Source organism: Streptomyces sp. NBC_01171 (assembly GCF_045039805.1).
In the GTDB taxonomy this organism is placed as follows: Bacteria; Actinomycetota; Actinomycetes; order Streptomycetales; family Streptomycetaceae; genus Streptomyces.
Genome location: NZ_CP108609.1, coordinates 3,100,697 through 3,115,540 on the forward strand (window position 1 = coordinate 3,100,697; position 14,844 = coordinate 3,115,540).

The following is a 14,844-nucleotide window of genomic DNA, read 5'->3' on the forward strand; positions in this document are numbered from 1 at the left end:
TCCGCCGGGGCGGCGTCCCCGGGCCTGCGCGTGCGGCTTCAGTGCCGCGATGAGTGTGGGACCTCCAGCTTCGGACCGCTCACAGCCCGTTTCTGCCAGGCCGAGGTATAGGCACCCTGCGTCTCGATGGTCAGCGGGTGATCGGACCCGAACCGCTCCAGGCACAGAGCCAAGTTCTGCTTGAACAACATGATGGCGTGATCCGGTTCGCCGGCCTCGCGGTGGGCGACGGCAAGGTTGTTGCGGCTGATGACGGTGCGGGGATGATCGGGACCGAGAATCCGCGCGCCGTCGGCGAGATTCTGATCGAACAGGGTGACAGCCCGGGCAAGGTCACCGGCACGCTGGTAGGCGGCTGCGAGGTTGTTGCGGCTGGCGAGAGTGTGGGGGTGATCGGGACCGAGGATCCGGACACGATCTTCGAGGTTACGTTCGTGGAGGGCGACAGCCCGGGCAACGTCACCGACATCCTGATAAGCGTCGGCGAGGTTGTTGCGGCTGGCGAGAGTGTGAGGGTGATCGGGACCGAGGATCCGGACACGATCTTCGAGGTTACGTTCGTGGAGGGCGACAGCCCGGGCAACGTCACCGACATCCTGATAAGCGTTGGCGAGGTTGCTGCGGGTGATGAAGGTGTGCGGGTGGTCGGGGCCGAGCACTCGGGCAAAGTCTTCGAGGTTCTGTTCGTGGAGCTCGATGGCGCGGATCGCATCGCCGGAGCCCTGGTAGGCGTTGGCCAGGTTGTTGCGGCTTATGAGCGTGTCCGGGTGGTCGTTGCCCAGCGCCCGTTCATAGCTGCTGTTGGCACGTTGGAGAGTGCTGGTCGCGCGTCTGATCAGGCCCTGATCCCTGAGGTAGAGCCCTGTTTCGTTCAGGATGTGGGCGGTTCTGGTGGTGTCGGTTTCCTCGGCGGCGTGTCCGGTGAGGGCGTCGATGTGGGGAAGGAGCGTGCGCCACTCGGGCCAGGTGGCAGGGTCGGTCCATTGCTGCGGCAGCGCGGTGTCGAGGTTGGTGGTGGCCAGTGTGCGGGCCTGGTCGATGAGGTCGGGTGTGCGGTGGGGGTTGGTGGGGTCGGGGGTGCGGGCGAGGGCCTGGACGAGGCGGTGGACGGCGATCGTTCCGGTGTCGAGGTCGGGCGTGATCATGTTGTAGGCGCTGAGGAGGCCGAGCGCGGTGTCCAGGGCGGGCTGGTCCACGAGCCCCGCGCATAGGTGGAGGGGGATGTCCTCCGGGGCGTACCACGCGAGGGCGCGTAGGAGGTCGATGGCTTCGGGCTGCTGGGTGGCGGCGCGGTCGAGGGTGATGTCCCAGACCCGGGCGACGGTCCGTTCCGCGCGGGTGGTCGCACCTCCGCGCTCGTACATCTTGGCGGGGTGCTCGGCGAGAAGTTGGAGATAGGTGCGCGGGGTGGTGAAGGGGTTCTGGGCGACGTAGGCGCCGGCCTGCTCGATGGCCAGGGGGAGATGGCCCAGTTCTTCGCAGAGTTCTGAGGCACCGTCGAGGTTCCGGGGGCCCTTGCGGGTGATGATCGAGGTGATCAGGGCCAGGGACTCCTCCGCGTCCAGGACGTCGAGTCGGACCAGGGTGACGTCCTCCTCCCATCCCTCGGCGAGCCGGCTGGTGATCAGGAAGCGTCCGCCCGGGGCGCGGTCGAGCAACGGGGCTATGTCGGCGGGGTCGTTGACGTTGTCGAGGATGACCAGCCAGCCGGTGTGACTGGCCAACCACTGCAAACCCCACTCGGCTAGCGCTTCAACGGGCAGCACCTTGGACGCCGGCTGCAGAGCGACGGCCAACTCAACGAGTCCCTGCGCGACACCGGCGGGGCTGTCGGCGGTGACCCAGCGCACCGGGCGGCAGCCATGCTCTCGGGTCTCGGCCCAGTGCGCGGCGAGCGTGCTCTTCCCGACACCGCCCAGCCCGTGCAGGGCCTGCACCAGCACCGCCCCCGGCCGGCTCAAGAAACCGTCCAGACGCCCGAGTTCATTCTTACGTCCGACGAAGCTGCTCCGGTGGCGGGGGAGGTTACTCATCCCCTCATGAGCCGGAACCTGCGACGGCGGGCGCAGCGCGTCGGCGGGCAACTCCACGCGGGAGGTGTAGTTGCCGGACACGGCCATGCTGTACGACCCGACCGCCGTGGCATCACCGGTGTCCGAGGCGACCGGTCCCACGCCGTCGAAGTCCGCGCTCATACGCACCCCCACTTGTGATTCGCGGCCGCTGTGCCCATCCGCTGTCGACGCTGCACCCCTTCAGTCCCGCGACGCACGTCCCAACTCCAGCTTCGGGCCGCTCACAGCCCGCTTCTGCCATGCCAACGCGTAGGCGTGCTCAGCCCTTGTGGTCAGCGAATGATCAGTCCCGAATCGCTCCCGGCAAAAGGTCACGTTTTGCAAGAGCAGCGTGATGGCGTACTCGAGATTGCCGACCGCACGGTGGACAAGGGCGAGATTGTTGCGAGCGGTGAGGGTGTCAGGGTGGTCCGGGCCGACGATCCGAACGAACTCTCGGAGATTCTGCTCAAGAAGGTGGAGGGCGCGAGTGACGTCGTCGGCGCCCCCGTAAGCGTTGGCGAGGTTGTTACGAGTAACGAGCGTTTGGGGATGGTCGAGGCCGAGGACCCGCCTGCAATCGTCGAGGGTCTGCTCAAGGAGGGAGATGGCACGCGTCGAGTCGTCGGCGCCTCGGCGAGCCGCAGCGAGGTTGTTGCGCGCGGCGAGGGTTTGAGGGTGGTCGGGACCCAAGATCCGGGTGCAGTCTTTCTGAGCCTGTTCAAATAGCGGGATTGCGCGGGTGGGGTCACCAGCGTCCAGGTAGGCGTTGGCCAGATTGTTGCGAGTACTGAGCGTATAGGCGTGATCAGGGCCCAGGACCCGGTTGCAGTCTTCAAGGTTCTGCTGGTGAAGGGTGGCGGCGCGGGCGGGCTCGCCAGCGGCCTGGTAGGCGTTGGCCAGATTGTTGCGACTGCTGAGCGTATGAGGATGGTCCGGGCCGAGAACCCGGATACGGTCTTCGAGGTTCTGCCGGTGGAGAGCGATGGCCTGGGTGGTGTCGCCAGCGGCCTGATAGGCATTGGCGAGGTTGTTGCGCGTAGTGAGGGTGTTCTGGTGATCGGGGCCCAGGACCCGGATACGGTCTTCGAGGTTCTGTTGATGCAGCGGGATGGCCCGGGTGGGGTCGCCAGCGTCCAGATAGGCGCTGGCTAGGTTATTTCTGATGGTGAATATGCCTGGTGCGTCGTCACCCGAAATCCGTTCGTGGCTGACCTGGGCGCGGCGCAGAGCGCTGATGGCGCGGGTGGTGAGGCCCTGATCTTTGAGGTAGAGCCCGGTCTGGTTGAGGATGCGGGCGGTGGTGAGGTCGGGGCACTCGTCGGTGCGTTGGGTGAGGGCCTCGATGTGGGGAATCAATGCGCGCCATAGAGACCAGGTGGTCGGGTCGTCCCACTCCTGAGGCAAGGCCGTGTTGATGTTGGCGGTCGCGCTCGCACGACCCCGCTCAATGAGGTCCGCTGAGCGGTGAGGGCTCGTCGGGTCCGGGGTCCGGGCGAGCGCCTGGACCAGGCGGTGGACGGCGATCGTGCCCGTGGCGGGGTCCGGAGTGACCATGCTGTACGCCGTCAGCAGACCGAGGGCCTGGTTCGTCTGGACCGGCGTGCCCTCGGGAAGGTTGGCCAGGGAGGCCGGGATGGCTTCGGGGGCGTACCAGGCCAGGATGCGGAGCAGGTCGACGGCCAGGGGCTGGCGGGATGCGATGTGGTCGAGGGTGATGGTCCAGACACGGGCTACGGTCCGCTCGTCCGGAGTCGTGGCTCCCGCCTGCTCGTACATCTCGGCAGGGTGTTCCGTGAGGAGTTGGAGGTAGGTGCGGGGAGTCGTGAAGGGGGTCTGGGCGATGTAGGCGCCCGCCTGCTCGACGGCGAGGGGCAGGTGCCCCAGCTCCTCGCACAGTTCCGCGGCGCCGTCCAGGTCGCGGGGGCCCTTGCGGGTGATGATCGAGGAGATCAGGTCCAGGGACTCGTCCGGCGCCAGTACATCGAGGCGGACCAGCGCGACGTTGCCGCCCCACCCGTCCCCGAGGCGACTGGTGATCAGGAATCGGCCGCCCGGTGCCCGGCTGAGGAGCGGAGCGATGTGCGCGGGGTCGTTGACGTTGTCGAGGACGACCAGCCATCCGGTGTGGCTGGCCAGCCACTGCACCCCCCACTCGGCCAGCGCGTCGACGGGCAACACCTTCAGCGCGGGCTGGAGGGCGACGGCGAGGTCGGCGAGCCCCTGCTGGACACCGGCCGGACTGTCGGCGGTGAACCAGCGCACCGGTCGGCGCCCGTGCTCGTGGGTCTCGGCCCAGTGCGCGGCGAGCGTGCTCTTGCCGATGCCGCCCAGCCCGTGCACCGCCTGCACCAACGCCACGCCGGGCTGGGCCAAGGCGGCGTCGAGGCGGTCAAGTTCGCCGTCCCGGCCGACGAAGTGGTCAGGCCGCCAGGGCAGGTCGTTCAGCCCGTCCCGGGCGTCCACTTCCGACGCCGGACGCAGCGCGTCGGCCGGCAGCTCGGTGCGGGCGTTGTAGATGCCGCTCACCGCCACGCTGTGCGGCGCGCTGGCCGTGGCCGCACCCGTGTCACTGGCGACCTGCCCCGGCTCGCCGGCCCCCGGACCAGCCGAAGCACCCGCCGACACGGCCCGCAGCGACCCCGCCCCACCTCCGGTCAGGGCCCGCTCCTCGTCGAAGTCCGCTCTCACACCCGCTGCCTCTGCCTCAGCGGTCGTGGACGATCCCGGAGACGGCGCTGGAGCCCGCCCCGGTCGCTTCGGCGTCACCGGTGTTCGCGGCCCGCGCCGGTCCTCCGGTCGCTTCCCCAGTCCGCTTGATGCCGGTCACCGCACTGCCCCCCTCCCGTGCGGTCGCCTTGCCGGTCCCCACGACCGCGTCGCCCGTCGTCTCGGCGACGAACGCCAAGAGCGACCGCAGCTCGCCCACCACCTGATCGCGCTCCGCCTCGTCGAGGTTCTCCAGCAGTCCCTCGAACCGGGCCTGCCACGCCCCCTCCTGGCGGGCCCGCTGCGCCGGCGCTTCCTCGCCTCCGGCGGTCAGGACCTGGGCGGTGTGGTCCAGGCGTTCCAGCTCCGCCGCCTCACGCCGCGCGTCACCCCGGCCGAACAGCGCCGCGACCCGCCCTCGGAACCCGTTCCACGCGTCCGTACCCGCCGCCTGCACCACCGCACTGCCACCGGCCGCAGCCAGCGCCGTCATCGCCTCGAACAACATGATGTCGTCCCCCCTCGTCCGTGCCCACCGTGGTTTCGTGGGCTATCACGCTAGACACTCGTCCACAGTTGCGGCAGCCCGTTGAAGCAACCCGATCGAGTGCAGCGCCCCCCTGTCGCCGCTCATCCCCTGGATGCCGGCTCCGCCTCCCCGCTCTCCAGCGGTGGAGTCGTGATGCTGCCGTGGGTCCTGCATTCCGGGTGGGGGCAGTTCGGGGTGGGGCGGTGGCGGATCAGGGTGGCGGAGAGGGCGGAGGCCAGGATCAGGACGCCTGCGCAGATCGGCATCGCCTTGTCGAAGGAGCTGTTGAAGGCGGTCGGGGATCGGTACGCTTCCGGGCCCATTCCGGTCAGCAAGGGGAGGGCGGCTACCGCTACCAGGCCCGCCACCCGCGCCGCCGCGTTGTTGATGCCGCTCGCCAGGCCCGCCCGGGCGGTGTCGACCGAGGCCAGGACCGTGGCCGTCAGGGGGGCCACCAGAGTGACCATGCCTGCGCCCATGACCAGCAGCGCGGGGAGGACGTCCGTCACGTAGTCCGCGTCCGGGCCCACTCTCAGCATCAGGAGCATCGCTGCCGCGCAGAGCAGGGGGCCGACCGTCAGGGGGAGGCGGGGGCCCACGCGGTCGGCGAGGGCGCCTGAGCGGGACGAGAAGAGCAGCATCAGGATCGTGGGCGGAAGGAGGGCCGTGCCCGCCGCCAGGGGGGAGTAGCCCGCCACCACCTGGAGCTGGAGCGCCGTCAGGAAGAAGAAGCCGCCGAACGCCGCGTACACGCACAGCGTGACCAGGTTGACCGCGGTGAACTGGCGCGAGGCGAAGATGTCCGGCGGGAGCATCGGGTACGGCCGGTGGCGCTCGACGTACACGAAGGCCACCGCCGCCGCCACGCCCGCCACCGCCGTCACCCACACCGCGACGGACGCGGAGCGCGCCTCGATCAGCGCGTACGTCAGCAGCGCCAGCGACACCGCGCCCAGCACCGCGCCGAGGACGTCGAACCGCCCGTGCGCCGGGCCCGCGTCCGACTCCGGTACGTGCCGCAGCGCCACCGGTACACAGATCAGGGCGAGCGGCACGTTCAGCAGGAAGACCCAGCGCCAGCCGGGCCCCTCCACCAGCCAGCCGCCGAGGAACGGACCGATGGCCGCGCCGACCCCGCCGAAGCCCGACCACAGCCCCACCGCGCGGCTGCGGTCGTCGGGATGGAAGGACGCCTGGATCAGCGCGAGCGACCCCGGCGTGAGCAGCGCCCCGCCCACGCCCTGGAGCGCACGGGCGATGATCAGCACGTTCGGGTCCGGAGCCAGCCCGCACATCAGCGAGGCCACCGCGAACCAGATCACCCCGATCACGAAGACCCGGCGCCGCCCGTACCGGTCCCCCAGCGAACCGCCCAGCAGGATCAGCCCGGCCAGCGTCACCATGTACGCGTTGACCGTCCACTGGAGCGCGGCGAGGCTGGCGTCGAGGTCGCGGCCGATGCGGGGCAGCGCGACGTTGACGACGGTCGAGTCCAGCAGGGCCATGCTGGAGCCGAGCACGGTGGTCAGCAGAATCCACCGGCCCTTGGGGGACGCCAGCCGGACATCGGGCATGCCCCAGGTATACCCCGGATACCCCTAGGGGGCCCGGCCCCCGCGTGAACGGGATGCCGGGCCCCCTGGGGGAGACCACTGGGGGTCACTTCATCTTGTTGCCCGCCGACCGCAGGTTGTTCGCGGCGACGACGACACGTCCCGCCATGCCCGCCTCGGCCAGCTTGCCCCAGGTGCGCGGGTCGTACTGCTTCTTGTCACCGACCTCGCCGTCGACCTTCAGCACACCGTCGTAGTGACGGAACATGTGGTCGGCGACCGGACGGGTGAAGGCGTACTGGGTGTCCGTGTCGATGTTCATCTTCACGACGCCGTTCTCCAGCGCGGTGCGGATCTCCTCCTCGGAGGAACCGGAACCGCCGTGGAAGACGAAGTCGAACGGCGACTGCTTGCCGAACTTCGCGGCCACGCCCTCGTTCAGCTCCTTCAGCAGCTCCGGGCGGAGCACCACGTTGCCCGGCTTGTACACGCCGTGCACGTTGCCGAAGGACGCGGCCAGCAGGTAGCGGCCCTTCTCGCCCAGACCCAGCGCCTCGACGGTACGGATCGCGTCGTCGACCGTGGTGTAGAGGGAGTCGTTGATCTCGTGCGAGACGCCGTCCTCCTCACCGCCGGTGGGGGTGATCTCGACCTCGAGGATGATCTTCGCGCGGCGGGCCTGCTCCAGCAGCTCCTGGGCGATCTGAAGGTTGTCCGCGAGGGTCTCGGCGGAGCCGTCCCACATGTGCGACTGGAAGAGCGGGTTGCGCCCGGCCTTCACGCGCTCCTCGGACAGCGCGAGCAGCGGACGCACGTAACCGTCCAGCTTGTCCTTGGGGCAGTGGTCGGTGTGCAGCGCGATGTTGACCGGGTACTTCTCGGCGACGACATGCGCGAACTCCGCGAGCGCGACCGCGCCGGTCACCATGTCCTTGTTGTACTGGCCGCCGAGGAACTCCGCGCCGCCGGTCGAGATCTGGACGATGCCGTCGCTCTCCGCCTCCGCGAAGCCGCGCAGCGCCGCGTTCAGGGTCTGGCTCGACGTGACGTTGATGGCCGGGTAGGCGAACTTGCCTGCCTTCGCCCGGTCGAGCATCTCGTTGTAGACCTCGGGAGTTGCGATGGGCATCTGTCCGCTCCTCGTGTTGCGGGTTGGCGTTCTGCGATATGCGGCCCTGACCTGGACCCTGGGGGCGACATCGGCGTCGGCCCCATCTTTCCAGACCTGCCCTGCCGGACGGTTTGGCGGCCGGGGAGAAGTCCAGCGCCGGGCGGACCGTCAGTCCAGCCCCAGTTCATCCTTCGAGAAGGCGAACCGGTACGGAACGCCCGCCCCGGCCTCGATCTTCTCCGCGGCGCCGGTCGCCCGGTCCACGATCGTGGCGACGCCGACGACCTCGGCGCCGGCCTCCCGCACCGCCTCGACCGCGGTCAGCGGCGAACCGCCGGTGGTGGAGGTGTCCTCGACGACCAGCACCCGGCGGCCGGCGATGTCCGGTCCCTCGACCCGGCGCTGGAGGCCGTGGGCCTTCGCGGCCTTGCGGACCACGAACGCGTCGAGCCTCTGCCCGCGCGCGGCGGCCGCGTGCAGCATGGCGGCGGCCACCGGGTCGGCGCCCATGGTCAGACCGCCCACCGCGTCGAAGTCCAGGTCGGCGGTGAGATCCAGCAGGACCTGGCCGACGAGCGGGGCGGCCTCGCCGTCCAGGGTGATGCGGCGCAGGTCGACGTAGTAGTCGGCCTCCAGACCCGAGGAGAGGGTCACCTTGCCGTGCACCACGGCCTTGTCCTTGATCTGCTGGAGCAGTTCGCCACGTGTGCCTGACGGCATTACTTCGTTTACGTCCGTCGTCATATCGCCCAGCTTAGAGGCGGCGCCAGGTCCAGGTCGTGGACGCCTCCAGCGGTTCCAGTGGAGTGACCAGGCGCTGGGCGGTGTTCAGGCCGTTGGGCGGGCCGGTCTGCGGCTCCACGCACACGGCGGCGTCCTGCTCGTCGTAGACGACCGCCCACTGTTCGCGGCTGGCCACCTTGAGTTCGAGCTGTCCGGGCCAGGTCAGGCGCACGTCGACGCCGTCGGGCATGCCGAAGCAGTCGTCCCAGGGGCCGGGCTTCGGCTCGATACGGTTGCCGGTCGGCAGGTGGTCCTCGCCGCGCTCCTCCTGCCAGGCGGGGTGGAAGTCGATCCGTACGTCCTCGCCGCCGAGGTTCCGGTTGAACCAGGGGTGCCAGCCGATCTGCGCCGGGAACGAATCCTCGTACGTCTCCACGGACATGGTCAGCGTCAGGCTGTCCTCCCCGAGGCTCACGATCTGCGTGATCCTGCCGGAGTGCGGCCAGGGGTCGGTCAGTTCGTACGTCAGCACCGCCTCGTCCGTCGACGTGCGCGCGGTGCGCCAGGCGCCGTCGCGGGCGGTGCCGTGGATGGCGTGCGGCGGGGAGTTCAGCGGCATCTGCCGTACGACTCCGCCGTCCAGGAACTGCCCGTCCCTGATCCGCCCGCACCAGGGAACCATCGGGAAGCACCCGAACCGCTCCCCCTGCCGCAACAACTCGGTGCCCCCGACCAGCAGCCCGCCGATCCGCCCCCCGTTACCGGGCAGCACCCGTACCTCCGCGTCACCCGCGGCCAACGTGATCTCTCCGTTACTCACGGGACCGACCCTACTGGTCCCTCCCGGGGTGGGGCGGGGTGGTCCAGCCGGGTGGACCACCGTTGTCGCGGAGCGGTCAGTGGCGCTTGCGGAGGGCTCTCGCGACCACGATCGCCGAGGCGACGGCCACCGCTGCTGCCGGGGCGGCCCAGCGGAGGGCCGGGTTGGCGGTGACTGTCTGAGGGGCGGGGACGGGGGCGTAGCGGCCACGGGGTGGGGCGTGGTCGACCTCCTCCGCGCTGCGGCCGATCATCGTCCGGCGGGCGTGGGCGGCCTCGGCGGGGGGTTCGGCGCGGACCTCCAGGCCGTCGGGGACGGTGTCGGGGATCGCGGCGTCCGTCTCGGGGTCGAGGGAGGGCGGGGGGACTTCGGTGTCGAAGACGGAGGGGGGCGGGGTGGCAGGCTTCTCGTCACCGGCCTCGGCCTGCTGGCCTGACTCGGGCTTCTCGTCCTCGGCCTCTGCCCGCTGCCCCGGCCCGGCCGCCTCGGCCTCCGCCTCTTCCGGCTCGGTGCTCTCGGACGCGCCCTCTGCCTGTCCCGGCCCAGCGCCCTCGGACGCGCCCGCCGCCAACGTCTCCAGCGTGCGGGTCAGCAGACGGTTCGCCGCGGTCGTCACCGCGTCCGCAGGGAGTTCGGCCAGGCGGCCCTCCGCCTGGGCGGTGCCGCCCACAGTGACCGTCGTGCCGGACTCCGCAGGGGCGAGGGTCAGGGTCAGGGACAGCGTGACCGTGCCGGCGCCGCGGGACTCCGTGCCGTCCGCGCGTACCGCGTACGTGCCGTCCGCGCGGGTGCTCACCGCGAGGGTGCCGCGGTAGGTGACCGAGTGGCCGCCGACCCGCAGCTTCAGCCGGCCGGCGACGGGTTCCGCCCCGGCGTCCTGCTGAAGTCCCGGCACCGCGCGAGCCACCCTCACGGCGTCCGCGAGGGCCTCCCTGAGCCGGTCGGCCGGAACCGGAACGAAGACCTGGAGCTCCATGTTGGCCGAGCCTACCCAGTAGTCCCCGGAATGCACCTGCCCTCAGTACCGCGGATGCGCCAGCGTCGAGGGAGCCAGGCCCGGTACGCGGGTGAGGCGGGCCGCCGCCACGTCCACTCTCAGGTCCGAGGCGGTCAGCGTGTAGGGGTGGAGGTCGAGGTGGGGGCGGGGGGCCTTCGGGCCGGGGGCGGCCAGGAGGAAGCCCCAGTCGTGCGGGGTGCGGGAGGCGCCCGCCGAGCGGTCGGGGCCGGTGGCGAACCCGGAGTCCTGGCCGAGGACCCGGTAGGGGGTGGTGGAGAAGCCCGCCGCGCGCAGGGTCGCCGCGACCGTCCAGAAGACGCGGGGCCGCGCCGACACCGGACCCGCGTGCACCGCGAGGCGTCCGTCCGGGGTGAGGACACGGCGGGTGAGCCCGTAGAACTCCTGGGAGTACAGCTTGGTGCTCGCCGTGATGCCGGGGTCGGGCAGGTCCGCGAGGACCACGTCGTACCGCCCGGCCGGCGCCCGCCGCAGCCAGTTCAGCGCGTCCGCCGTGGTGACGTGCACGCGCGGGTCGTCGTACGCGTGCGCGTTGAGTGCGGAGAGCCCGGGGTCGTGGCGGGCCAGCCGGACGAGCCCGGCGTCCAGTTCGACCACGTCCACCCGCGAGACCCCCTTGTGCCGCAGCACCTCCCGCGTGGCCAGCCCGTCCCCGCCGCCGAGGATCAGCACCCGCCGGTGCGACCCGGCCAGCGCGGGGTGGACCAGCGCCTCGTGGTACCGCCGCTCGTCCCGGCCGCCGACGCGCAGCCGCCCGTCGAGGAAGAGGTCGAGCGGCTTGCCGTCCGTACCCCCCGCGAGGACCACCTCCTGTACGTCCGTCTGCGCGGCCACCCGCACGTCCGGCCCGTACACCGCGCGCCGGGCGGCCGCCTCGAAGTCACCGGCCAGAACGGCGGCCGAGGCGAGCACCCCGAGCACCGCCACCCCGGCGACCAGCAGCGTCCAGCGGGCACGCCGGGTGAGATCGCGGCGGAACAGCCCGAGCACCAGCGCGCTCCCCGCGACCACGTTCACCGACCCGGTGAGCAGCGCGCCGGTCAACTGGCCCAGGAACGGCAGCAGTACGAAGGGAAACGCCAACCCCCCGACCAGCGCGCCCACATAGTCCGCGGCGAACAGGTCGGCCACCGCCCCGCCCGCGTCCTGGCGTCGGATGCGCTGGATCAGTTCCATCAGCAACGGCACCTCCGCGCCCACCAACAGCCCGATGGCGAGGGAGAATCCGACCAGCAGACAGCGTGGCCCGTCCGCCCAGATCCCGCCCCAGCCGCCGGTCCACGCGAACACCGCGTACAGCGCCATCGCACTGCACCCGCCCACCAGCGCGAGCGCGGTCTCGATCGCGCCGAACCCCATCGCCGCGTGCCAGCGAAGCCGTTTCGCGCCGAGCGAGCCGATGCCCATGGCGAACACCATCACCGACAGCACCACGGACGCCTGGGTGACCGAGTCACCGATCAAGTACGAGGCGAAGGCGACGAGTTCGAGTTCGTACACCAGCCCACAGGCCGCGCAGACGAAGACGCACGCGAGCACCAGGAACCGCCCGGTACCAGGCTCGACGGGCAGCCGCGCGGGCTCGGTCCAGGGCGGGGCACCCGAGGACAGCGGGGCACCCCGGGACACGGGGGCGTGCGGATCGATCACGCTGCGACGTTACGTCACCGCAGCGGGACGCTTCGTCACCCACACGTGTGGAAACTCCCCGTCAACCTGGCCCTGTTGGTTTACCAGGCACTCCGCCCCGCCGGGACTCTCACCCCGACACGGGTGCGGGTCGCCACCAACTGCCCGTCCTGCGGGTACGCGTGCCAGGTACGCCACCGCACCTGGCCCTCGTGCCGCTGCGCGAGCATCGCGGTGAAGGCGTGCGGGCTGCCGGGGAAGACCCCGGCGAGTCCGTGCGGGTGGTCGCAGACCAGTGCGAGCAACTCCTGGGCGCGGCCCGCGAAGGAGCCCGGCGTGAGCATCTCCACGCGCGCCGCGAACTCGTACTCCCAGTCACCGACGCGCTTGGAGACACCGAGCGGGAGCGGCGTGGAGGAGCCGGGGATGCACGCGACCGTCTCCGAACAACTGCCCCGGTCCTCCTCCAGAAGGACCTGGTGGGAGGCGCCGAGCAGCCTCAACTGCATCTTCGCCCCGCTCAGTTCGAGATCGAGGGTGGCCAGGGCCGGGAGCGGTTCGCGGCCGAGGGCCCAGGCGAGGTCGGCGGCTCGGGTGTCGGTGTAGGACGTGTTCAGGGTCGTGAGCATGGGTCGGCTCCGCTAACACACAAGGAGAGGGGCGGCGCACCTCGGTGACACCGGGCGATTCGGCCAGGTCGGCCCGGCTGGAGAAGCGGTGTCCATCGGATGTCCGAGGGCTTGAGGTGGTGTTTTAGAGGGAATCACGAACACTGGCCGTGCCACAGCGTTTTTACCCAAGTTCGGAGGGTTTCCATCCCTCAGAGGGCTCCACAGCTCAACTGTTCAACTACGGCGTACGCCTGGCGCGGAGCATGGGGCTCCGCCGGTTCGCGCACCCTGGGCGCCGCTCACTGGGCGTTTCCGCCACGCGGGGGCGACCGTAGGCGGCCGAATATCGCCGCTACGGCCGCCCGAGCGCCTCGGTGTGCCGGCCCGGAGGGCTCAGTTGCCGCCTCCGCAGCCGCCGCCTCCGCAGGAGGACCCGCCGCCGCAGGACGAGTGCCCGCCCCCGCAGGACGAGTGGTGCCCCCCGCTGTGGTGCCCGCCCGAGGAGGACCCGGAGTCCCCACCCCAGACCCACCAACTGGACCCGCCGTCGTACGACCCGGAGGACCCCGAGGACGACCCACCCCGCAGGGACCGCGTCTTCCCTGCGGAAACCCCGCACGCACGCCGCCGCCGAGACCGCACCACGACCACTCCGACCACGATCACCACGACGAGGACGATGCCGACAACCATGGCGTCCCCCCCTCCTCCCGTTTCCCCCGAAGCGACCCCCCGTGGGCCCCTCGTCCAACCCCGCGCACCGCGCGGTGACCGGGAAATGCCCGCCCGTGAAGAACCCCAAAGCCGAGTTGAGGAACTCCAGAGCTTGGGCGGAGGATGGCCGGCATGACCTCCACCGCACGTCCGTACCTCAACCGCCGGCTCGCCGAGTTCGGGACGACCATCTTCGCCGAGATGTCCGCGCTGGCCACGGCCACCGGCGCGATCAACCTCGGGCAGGGTTTCCCCGACACGGACGGCCCCGAGGAGATCAGGGAGGCGGCGGTGCGGGCGCTGCGGGACGGGCGGGGGAACCAGTACCCGCCGGGGCCGGGCGTGCCGGAGCTGCGGCACGCGATCGCCGCGCACCAGCAGCGCCGGTACGGGCTGGCGTACGACCCCGACACCGAGGTCCTGGTCACAGCGGGCGCCACGGAGGCCATCGCGGCGACCCTGCTCGCGCTGGTGGAGCCGGGTGACGAGGTGGTGGCGCTGGAGCCGTACTACGACTCGTACGCGGCGTGCATCGCCATGGCGGGCGGCAGGCGCGTACCGGTGACGCTGCGCCCGGCGGAGGACCGCTTCCGGCTGGATCTGGACGAGCTGCGCGCTGCCGTCACCGACCGCACCCGGCTGCTGCTGATCAACACCCCGCACAACCCGACCGGCACGGTCCTGACCCGCGAGGAACTGGCCGCCATCGCCGAGCTGGCGGTGGAGCGGGACCTGCTGGTGGTGACGGACGAGGTGTACGAGCACCTGGTCTTCGACGACGCCGAGCACCTCCCGCTCGCGAGCTTCCCCGGCATGCGCGACCGCACGGTGACGATCGGCTCGGCCGGCAAGACGTTCTCGTTCACGGGCTGGAAGGTCGGCTGGGTGACGGCGGCTCCCGCCCTGGTCAGCGCGGTCCGCTCGGCGAAGCAGTACCTCACCTACGTCTCCGCGGGCCCCTTCCAGTACGCGGTCGCCGAGGCCCTCGCGCTGCCCGACTCCTACTTCGACGGCTTCCGCCGCGACATGCTCGCCCGCCGCGACCTCCTCGCCTCGGGCCTGGCGGAGGCGGGCTTCGGCGTCTTCCGCCCCGCGGGCACCTACTTCATCACCACCGACATCCGCCCCCTCGGCGAAAAGGACGGCTTCGCCTTCTGCCGCGCCCTTCCCGAACGCGCCGGCGTAGTCGCCATCCCGAACGCCGTCTTCTACGACGACCGCGAGGCGGGCGCCCCGTTCGTACGGTTCGCGTTCTGCAAGAAGCCGGAAATCCTCCAGGAGGCCACGGACCGCCTCCGCCGCATGGCCTGACAACGGAACGACCGAGGGCCGGGGCGCCAGACTGCGCGCCCCGGCCCTCGGCCGTCGGTCGGTCA

11 protein-coding genes are annotated in these 14,844 nt (G+C 71.0%); 1 reads left to right on the top strand and 10 read right to left on the bottom strand.

Going from position 1 to position 14,844, the window contains the following annotated elements:
• Window positions 1–38: 38 nt before the first annotated feature.
• The 10 genes from fxsT (OG448_RS14245) to OG448_RS14290 form a co-directional block, all read right to left on the bottom strand.
• Window positions 39–2,195, bottom strand: a complete 2,157-nt coding sequence (fxsT, locus tag OG448_RS14245) for an FxSxx-COOH system tetratricopeptide repeat protein (RefSeq protein ID WP_405554021.1) — start codon at window positions 2,193–2,195, stop codon at window positions 39–41.
• Window positions 2,196–2,255: 60 nt separating this feature from the next.
• Window positions 2,256–4,583 (bottom strand): FxSxx-COOH system tetratricopeptide repeat protein, encoded by a 2,328-nt coding sequence (gene fxsT / locus OG448_RS14250; protein WP_405554023.1) that lies wholly within the window; start codon window positions 4,581–4,583, stop codon window positions 2,256–2,258.
• A 178-nt stretch (window positions 4,584–4,761) separates the two neighbouring features.
• Window positions 4,762–5,271: a hypothetical protein gene (locus tag OG448_RS14255; protein WP_405554025.1), complete on the bottom strand. Its 510-nt coding sequence runs from the start codon at window positions 5,269–5,271 to the stop codon at window positions 4,762–4,764.
• A gap of 122 nt (window positions 5,272–5,393) precedes the next feature.
• Complete coding sequence (locus tag OG448_RS14260; protein ID WP_405554027.1) at window positions 5,394–6,866, bottom strand: MFS transporter; 1,473 nt, start codon at window positions 6,864–6,866, stop codon at window positions 5,394–5,396.
• An 85-nt stretch (window positions 6,867–6,951) separates the two neighbouring features.
• The gene (gene fbaA, locus OG448_RS14265; protein ID WP_405554029.1) at window positions 6,952–7,974 is read right to left on the bottom strand and encodes a class II fructose-bisphosphate aldolase; all 1,023 of its coding nucleotides are present in this window, start codon (window positions 7,972–7,974) and stop codon (window positions 6,952–6,954) included.
• Window positions 7,975–8,124: 150 nt separating this feature from the next.
• A complete protein-coding gene (pyrE, locus tag OG448_RS14270) occupies window positions 8,125–8,676 on the bottom strand; it encodes an orotate phosphoribosyltransferase (RefSeq protein ID WP_030817046.1) in 552 nt (183 codons plus the stop codon).
• Window positions 8,677–8,710: 34 nt separating this feature from the next.
• Window positions 8,711–9,499 (bottom strand): aldose 1-epimerase, encoded by a 789-nt coding sequence (locus OG448_RS14275; RefSeq protein WP_405554031.1) that lies wholly within the window; start codon window positions 9,497–9,499, stop codon window positions 8,711–8,713.
• A gap of 76 nt (window positions 9,500–9,575) precedes the next feature.
• On the bottom strand, window positions 9,576–10,475 hold the full coding sequence (locus tag OG448_RS14280; RefSeq protein ID WP_405554032.1) for an SRPBCC family protein: 900 nt from the start codon (window positions 10,473–10,475) through the stop codon (window positions 9,576–9,578).
• 42 nt (window positions 10,476–10,517) lie between these two features.
• Entirely contained in the window at window positions 10,518–12,164 is a 1,647-nt protein-coding gene (locus OG448_RS14285) for a polyamine aminopropyltransferase (protein ID WP_405554034.1), read from the bottom strand.
• A gap of 80 nt (window positions 12,165–12,244) precedes the next feature.
• A complete protein-coding gene (locus tag OG448_RS14290; protein ID WP_405554036.1) occupies window positions 12,245–12,772 on the bottom strand; it encodes a DUF2617 family protein in 528 nt (175 codons plus the stop codon).
• Window positions 12,773–13,591: 819 nt separating this feature from the next.
• On the opposite strand from OG448_RS14290, the gene OG448_RS14295 reads away from it, so the two are divergent.
• Entirely contained in the window at window positions 13,592–14,779 is a 1,188-nt protein-coding gene (locus OG448_RS14295) for a pyridoxal phosphate-dependent aminotransferase (RefSeq protein WP_405554038.1), read from the top strand.
• The last annotated feature ends 65 nt before the right edge of the window (window positions 14,780–14,844 follow it).